This window comes from Streptomyces sp. NPDC059564, from assembly GCF_042735575.1.
Lineage (GTDB): Bacteria > Actinomycetota > Actinomycetes > Streptomycetales > Streptomycetaceae > Streptomyces.
Genome location: NZ_JBHWBP010000435.1, coordinates 1 through 5,669, shown reverse-complemented (window position 1 = coordinate 5,669; position 5,669 = coordinate 1). Strand labels below are relative to the sequence as shown.

Genomic DNA, 5,669 nt, shown 5'->3' with positions numbered 1-5,669 from the left:
CCACCCCCCCTCCTGGGGGCTCCGGGGGCGCGGCGGGGGGGGGGGGCGCCCCCGGGGGGCGCGGCCCCCCGGCCGCCGGGGGCCCGCGGGGCCGCCCACGTCCGGCCGCGCGCACCCGGCCAGCGCCCCGCACGGCAGCAGGCCCAGCAGAAGACACAGCAGGAGCGGCAGCGCGCGGAGGGCTCGGCGGACCGGAATCATCAGCCGATCGTACGCACGGCCAGGCTCAGGGGCGGGTCACCGAGGAGACCGGCATCATCCCGACGGGGTCGTAGCGCACCCGCGCCCCCGGGTAGGGGGCGTGCACCACCTGCCCGTTGCCCACGTACATGCCGACGTGGCTGGCGTCCGAGCGGTACGTCACCAGGTCCCCGGGCTGGGCCTGCGAGAGCGGCACCTGCCGGCCCGCGTACCGCTGCGCCTGCGAGGTGCGCGGCAGCGAGACCCCGGCCTGCCGGTACGACCACACCATCAGCCCGGAGCAGTCGAAGCCGGAGGGGCCGGTGGAACCCCACACGTACGGCCGCCCGACCGCCGCCCGGGCCGCCATCACGGCGGTCATCGCCCGCCCCGAGGCATGGCCCGCGCCCCCGGCGAAGGACGGCTCCGGCAGCACGTCGGCGCGGCCGCCCGAGCGCGAGGCCCGCTCGAAGTCGGCCCGCTCCCCGGAGGGCATCGCGTTGAGCAGCTGCCGGGCGGCGGCGAGCTTCGCCGTGACGGACCGCTTCTGGGTGGCCACCTCCGTACGGAGGGCCTCCAGTTCGGAGAGCTTGCGGGAGGCCTCCTGGCGCTGCTGGCCGATCCGGCGCTGCTCCTCGCGCAGTTCGCCCAGCTGCTGGGCCTGGCGGCCGCTGAGCCGGTTCAGGACGGCGGACTTGTCGAGGTAGTCCCCCGGATCGTCGGACAGCATCAGCTCGACGGTCGGGTCGAGGCCGCCGGAGCGGTACTGGGCTCCGGCGAAGGCGCCGAGGACCCCGCGCATGGTGTTGATGCGGTCCTGGCCGCGGGCGACCGCGTCCTGGGCCCGGCTGATCTCGGCCCTCAGCTTGCCGGCCTTCTCGTCCGCCTCGTTGAACCGCTCGGTGGCCTGCTCGGCCTCTTCGAAGAGCCGGTCGACCTGGGCGCGGGAACCGGTGGAGGGGTCGTGCGGGAGCCCTGGGGCCGCCTGGGCGGGTGCGCCCGTCAGGGCCACGGCGGCGGTGGCCGCGGCGGCGGTCAAGACGGTGACCTTGGTGTTCCGGTCGAGGCCGCTGAGCCCGGACCGGCGATGGGACGCCACGTGGAACCGCTCCCTTCCGCTGCGCGGGACCGGGTCCGCCCCCCGTGGACGGCCGTGTGCCGGTTCCGCGCTGGCAGACAGTAGCGGCGCCACCACGCACCGGCCAACGACCGCCGGAGGGCGCGCACAGTGACGCCCCACCGGAGACGCAGGTCACCGGTGGGGCGTGAGGTCACAGCGGGGCCGCGCAATTCGCCCGGATGGGCGGTGTGCGGCGCGCCCCCTGGGCCGGGGAGGCGTGGGGTCAGCCGACGCGGACGCCGAACTGGAAGGGCATGTTCCGCATGGCCTCGTACTTGACGCCGCTCCTGGGGTTGGCGGCGTGGAAGACCTGGCCGTTGCCCGCGTAGAGGCCGACGTGGTGCAGGTCGTCGTAGAAGAAGACCAGGTCTCCGGGCTGGAGCTCGCTCATGCCGATGCGCGTGCCGTCGTTGACCTGCGTGTAGGTGGTGCGGCTGATCTGGACGCCGGCCTGTCCGTAGGCCCACTGCGCCAGGCTGGAGCAGTCCCAGTACGCCATGCCGGTGGAGCCCATGTTGTAGCCCTTGCCCTCCTGGGTCACCGCGGCGGCGAGGGCGGCCGCGGCCCGCCCCGAGCCCTTCACCGCACCGGGCTTGGCGCTCCCGCCCGCGGCCTTCGCGGCGTCCGCGCCCTCCTTGGCCGCCTCGCTCTTCAGCTGGCCGCGCTCCTCCGCGGTCAGCGAGTTGAGCAGGGCCTGGGCCTCGGTGAGCTTGGCCTGGGCGGCCGCCTTCTTCTCGGCCAGCTCCTTGCGGACGGCCTCGAGGTCGGCGAGCTTGCCGGTGGCCTCCTGGCGCTGCTGCGCGAGGGTGCGCTGCTTGGCCTGGATCTTCGATATCGCCTCGACCTGCTTGCCGCTCAACTGCTGCAGCGTGGAGGCCTTGTCGAGGTAGGTCTGCGGATCGGCGGACAGGAGCAGTTCCACGGACTGGTCGAGGCCGCCGCCGCGGTACTGGGCGGTGGCCATCGAACCGAGGGTGTTGCGCAGGGCGTTGAGCTCGTCCTGGCCGCGCGCGACCTGGTCCTGGAGCTGCCCGATCTCCTTTTCGAGCTTGCTCTGGCGGTCCTTGGCCTCGTTGGACTTCTCGCCGGCCTGCTCGGACTCCTCGTAGAGGGCGTCGACCTTGGTCTTGACCTCGTCCTTGTTCGGCTTGTCCGGGGCGGCCATGGCCGACTGGGAGGAGAGGGCGACGGCCGCGGTGGCGAGGGCGGTGAGCACGCTCACGCGGGTGCGGGTCGGCGGCTTGGGTCGACGGTGGGACGCCACGAACGCGAGCTCCTTCTTCCTGGAGCCGCCGAAGACGGTCGCACACTCGGCAGCGCGCCTCCGCAGACACCCCGAATGGGCGATCTACCGCACGAAGGTTTGAACAGACCCTAGTGACCCGCCTGTGATCAGTTCAAATCCCCGCGAGAAAAATTCCGCTTCCCGAGCGGCCTTTTTACCCGCGGCGCACGCTGTGTGCCGACGAGTTGACGGTACGTCTCCTGCGGCACCCGCCAAATCCGGCATTGCGCGCAGCAGTTACGAAAGCCGCCAAAAGCCCCGTCTGCTACGAAACCCTCGACAGCCGCTTCAGCAGCAGCGCGGACGTCACCGGCCGGGCCCCCGCCTTCGCCACCCCGTCGGCCACCTCGCGGTCCGTGGAGACCACGACCACCGGACGGCCGGGCGGCTCGGCGCGCACCAGCTGGCGGATCAGCTCGTCCGCCGTCACCCCGGCCTTGGAGAACAGCACCCGCACCCCGCGCGGCGGCGCGAGCAGGACCGGCGCCGCCAGCTCCGCCCCGTCGAAGACACAGGTCATCTCGGCGCCCGTCTGCGCGGCCAGCATCGACAGCCCGCCCAGCAGCCGCAGCCGCTGCTTCTCCAGCGGCATCGTCGGATAGCCGGTCTTGGTCACGTTGTAGCCGTCGACCACCAGATGCGCCTGGGGCAGCGCCAACAGCTGGTCCAGCAACGCCGGATCGGTCTCCGACAGCGCCCGCGCCGCGATGTCCTTCGGGGTCATCCGGCCCGGCTCGACGGCCTCCACCGTGTCGGCGGGCCGCGTCGACACCGGAGGCAGCGCCAGCTCGCGGCGCAGGCCCGCCGCCGCGTCCAGCACCGTGTCCAGCAGCAGGCGCAGCCGCATGTCCTCGATGCTGCGCCCCTCGCGGGTGGCCCGGCGCGAGGTCTCCAGCGCCGACTCCACCTCCGCCAGCCGGGACTTGAGCCGCCGGGTCTCGCTCTCGGCGGCGGCCACCTGCGCGGCCGCCTCGGCGCGGAACCCGTCGATCTCCGCATTGACCTTGCGCAGGGCCGCCTCGCCCCGCTTGACGTCGCTGAGGGCACTGCGCAGCTTGCGCTGAAGCGATTCCGCTTCCTTGCGGGCGAACTCCAGGTCGGCCCGCACCTGGTCGCCCCCGGCGCGCTGGTGCTCCCGCGCCTGGGCCAGTTCCTCGCGCAGCCGATCCAGTTCGCGGCGGGTCTCGTCGCCGACCCGCTCGGCGTCGGCGCGCTGCGCCTCCTCGCCCGCGGCGGCCACCAGCTTGACCCAGCCGGCCGGGCGCAGCACGTACGCGGCGGCCGCCACGTCCAGCGGGTCCGCGGCGGCGGGCGGGGCACAGGCGTCCAGCGCCCCGGCCAGCTCCGGCTGCGCCTCGCGCAGCTTCTCGGCGATCCGGCTGCGGAAGGCGCCGTCCGTCTCCACGGCGGCGGCCATGGCGTTGCCGGCGAACTTGGCGCGCCGGGTCGGGGTGAAACGGGCGTACTGGCGCAGCTGCGCCGGGAGGTCCGCGACCGTCAGTCCGCCGAAGGCGTCCGAGACGAGCGCGACGACCCGGCGCCGCACGCCTTCCGGCAGCGGGCGGTCGAGCACCTCGGCGGCGTCGCCGGCCGCGTCGGCCGGCTCAGCGCCGCTTGCTGGCTCCACAATCCGTCACCCCTACCGTGATCTACTGTGGGCCCGGCTCCCTCAGGAGTCCGCGCCCGGCCTGTCCACGAGCTCGATCTGGTCCACAGCGTTGCACCAGCGGCAGCGGACCGACTCGATGGTCTCACTGACCACCTCGCGCTCCTCGACCTTGGGCTCCCCGGCGAGGTCCAGGTGGACGTACTCCACGACCTTCGACGAACGGGTGACGTCGAACCGCGTGAGGTTGCCGCACAGCGTGCAGCGCCACCGGGTGGTGTCCGTCGGCAGGGGAACCGTCATCAGGCCGCTCTCTCCTTCGTAGCTCATTCAATTAAAGCGTTCCGCGGCGCTCCACGGAGCGCGCACGTAACCCTACGGCCTGGCACCACCCTCGGGCGGGTCCACCTGCGTCATGCTCTGTCTCATGATCGTAAAGTGGCGGACCTTACGCGAAGCCGCCCGGGGCCCGGTGGTCACGTACGCGCTGATCGCCGGCTGCTGCCTGGCCTTCCTGTTCGGCCCGGCCTCCGGCCTGAATCCGTCCTACGGCACGGGCGAACGGCTGCTGGCCAACGGGACGGAGTACTTCCGGCACTGGGGAGTGGTCCCCGACGAGCTGTTCTCGGGGGCCGGACGCCCGCTGCTGACCCCGCTGACCGCGCTGTTCGTCCACGGCAGCTGGCTGCACCTGCTCGGCAACATGCTCTTCCTGCACGTCTTCGGCGCGATGACGGAGGAACGGATGGGCCGGGCGCCCTTCCTGGTCTTCTACGTGTGTACGGGGTACCTCGCGCTGGCGGCGTACGCGGCGGCCAACGCCTCCTCGGACCAGACCCTGGTGGGCGCCTCCGGGGCCATCTCGGCGGTCCTCGGGGCCTTCCTCTGCCTCTTCCCCAGGGCCCGGGTGACGAGCCTGTTCCCGTTCCTGCTCTTCCTGCCGCTGCGCTTCCCGGCCTGGATCGTGCTGATGTTCTGGTTCGCCCTGCAGTGGCTGGCGGCGCAGCGCGCGGAGAGCGGGCCGGGAGTGGCGTACCTGGCCCACGTGGTGGGCTTCTCGGTGGGGTTCCTCTACGCGTGGGCGCGATATCGGCGTACGACTAGAGTGAGGCGGACAGCGACTGCCGGCGAGGGAGACAGCCAACCGTGATCACCGCGATCGTGCTCATCAAGACCAGCGTGGACCGCATCCCCGAGATCGCCGAGTCCATCGCCGCGCTGGACAGCGTCAGCGAGGTCTACTCCGTCACCGGCACGTACGACCTGATCGCGCTGGTCCGCGTCGCCCGCCACGAGAACCTGGCCGACATCATCCCCGGCCGCATCAGCAAGATCCCGGGCGTCGAGGCCACGGACACGCACGTGGCGTTCCGTACGTACTCCCAGCACGACCTGGAAGCCGCCTTCGCCATCGGCCTCGACGCGTAGCCCTCTCTCCGGGCCGGTACGGGTCACTCAATCGCCGGCGGGGCTGGAAG

Annotated in this window: 6 protein-coding genes; 2 read left to right on the top strand and 4 right to left on the bottom strand. The window is 72.7% G+C overall.

Going from position 1 to position 5,669, the window contains the following annotated elements; all coding sequences use genetic code 11:
• Positions 1 to 226: 226 nt before the first annotated feature.
• The 4 genes from ACFV0Q_RS37495 to ACFV0Q_RS37480 form a co-directional block, all read right to left on the bottom strand.
• Entirely contained in the window at positions 227 to 1,279 is a 1,053-nt protein-coding gene (locus tag ACFV0Q_RS37495; RefSeq protein ID WP_385011959.1) for an NlpC/P60 family protein, read from the bottom strand.
• 244 nt (positions 1,280 to 1,523) lie between these two features.
• A complete protein-coding gene (locus ACFV0Q_RS37490; protein WP_385011958.1) occupies positions 1,524 to 2,564 on the bottom strand; it encodes an NlpC/P60 family protein in 1,041 nt (346 codons plus the stop codon).
• A gap of 286 nt (positions 2,565 to 2,850) precedes the next feature.
• On the bottom strand, positions 2,851 to 4,215 hold the full coding sequence (locus ACFV0Q_RS37485) for an NYN domain-containing protein (protein WP_385011961.1): 1,365 nt from the start codon (positions 4,213 to 4,215) through the stop codon (positions 2,851 to 2,853).
• A gap of 39 nt (positions 4,216 to 4,254) precedes the next feature.
• Positions 4,255 to 4,494: a hypothetical protein gene (locus tag ACFV0Q_RS37480; protein WP_249771655.1), complete on the bottom strand. Its 240-nt coding sequence runs from the start codon at positions 4,492 to 4,494 to the stop codon at positions 4,255 to 4,257.
• Positions 4,495 to 4,618: 124 nt separating this feature from the next.
• On the opposite strand from ACFV0Q_RS37480, the gene ACFV0Q_RS37475 reads away from it, so the two are divergent.
• A complete protein-coding gene (locus ACFV0Q_RS37475; RefSeq protein ID WP_385011955.1) occupies positions 4,619 to 5,341 on the top strand; it encodes a rhomboid family intramembrane serine protease in 723 nt (240 codons plus the stop codon).
• Positions 5,338 to 5,619: an Lrp/AsnC family transcriptional regulator gene (locus ACFV0Q_RS37470; protein ID WP_008738815.1), complete on the top strand. Its 282-nt coding sequence runs from the start codon at positions 5,338 to 5,340 to the stop codon at positions 5,617 to 5,619. Before ACFV0Q_RS37475 ends, ACFV0Q_RS37470 begins: the two co-directional genes overlap by 4 nt.
• The last annotated feature ends 50 nt before the right edge of the window (positions 5,620 to 5,669 follow it).

Bases quoted from the DNA above. Each gene is read 5' to 3' on its own strand.
- ACFV0Q_RS37480 (WP_249771655.1), bottom strand. From the start codon at position 4,494: ATGACGGTTCCCCTGCCGACGGACACCACCCGGTGGCGCTGCACGCTG.
- ACFV0Q_RS37475 (WP_385011955.1), top strand. From the start codon at position 4,619: ATGATCGTAAAGTGGCGGACCTTACGCGAAGCCGCCCGGGGCCCGGTG.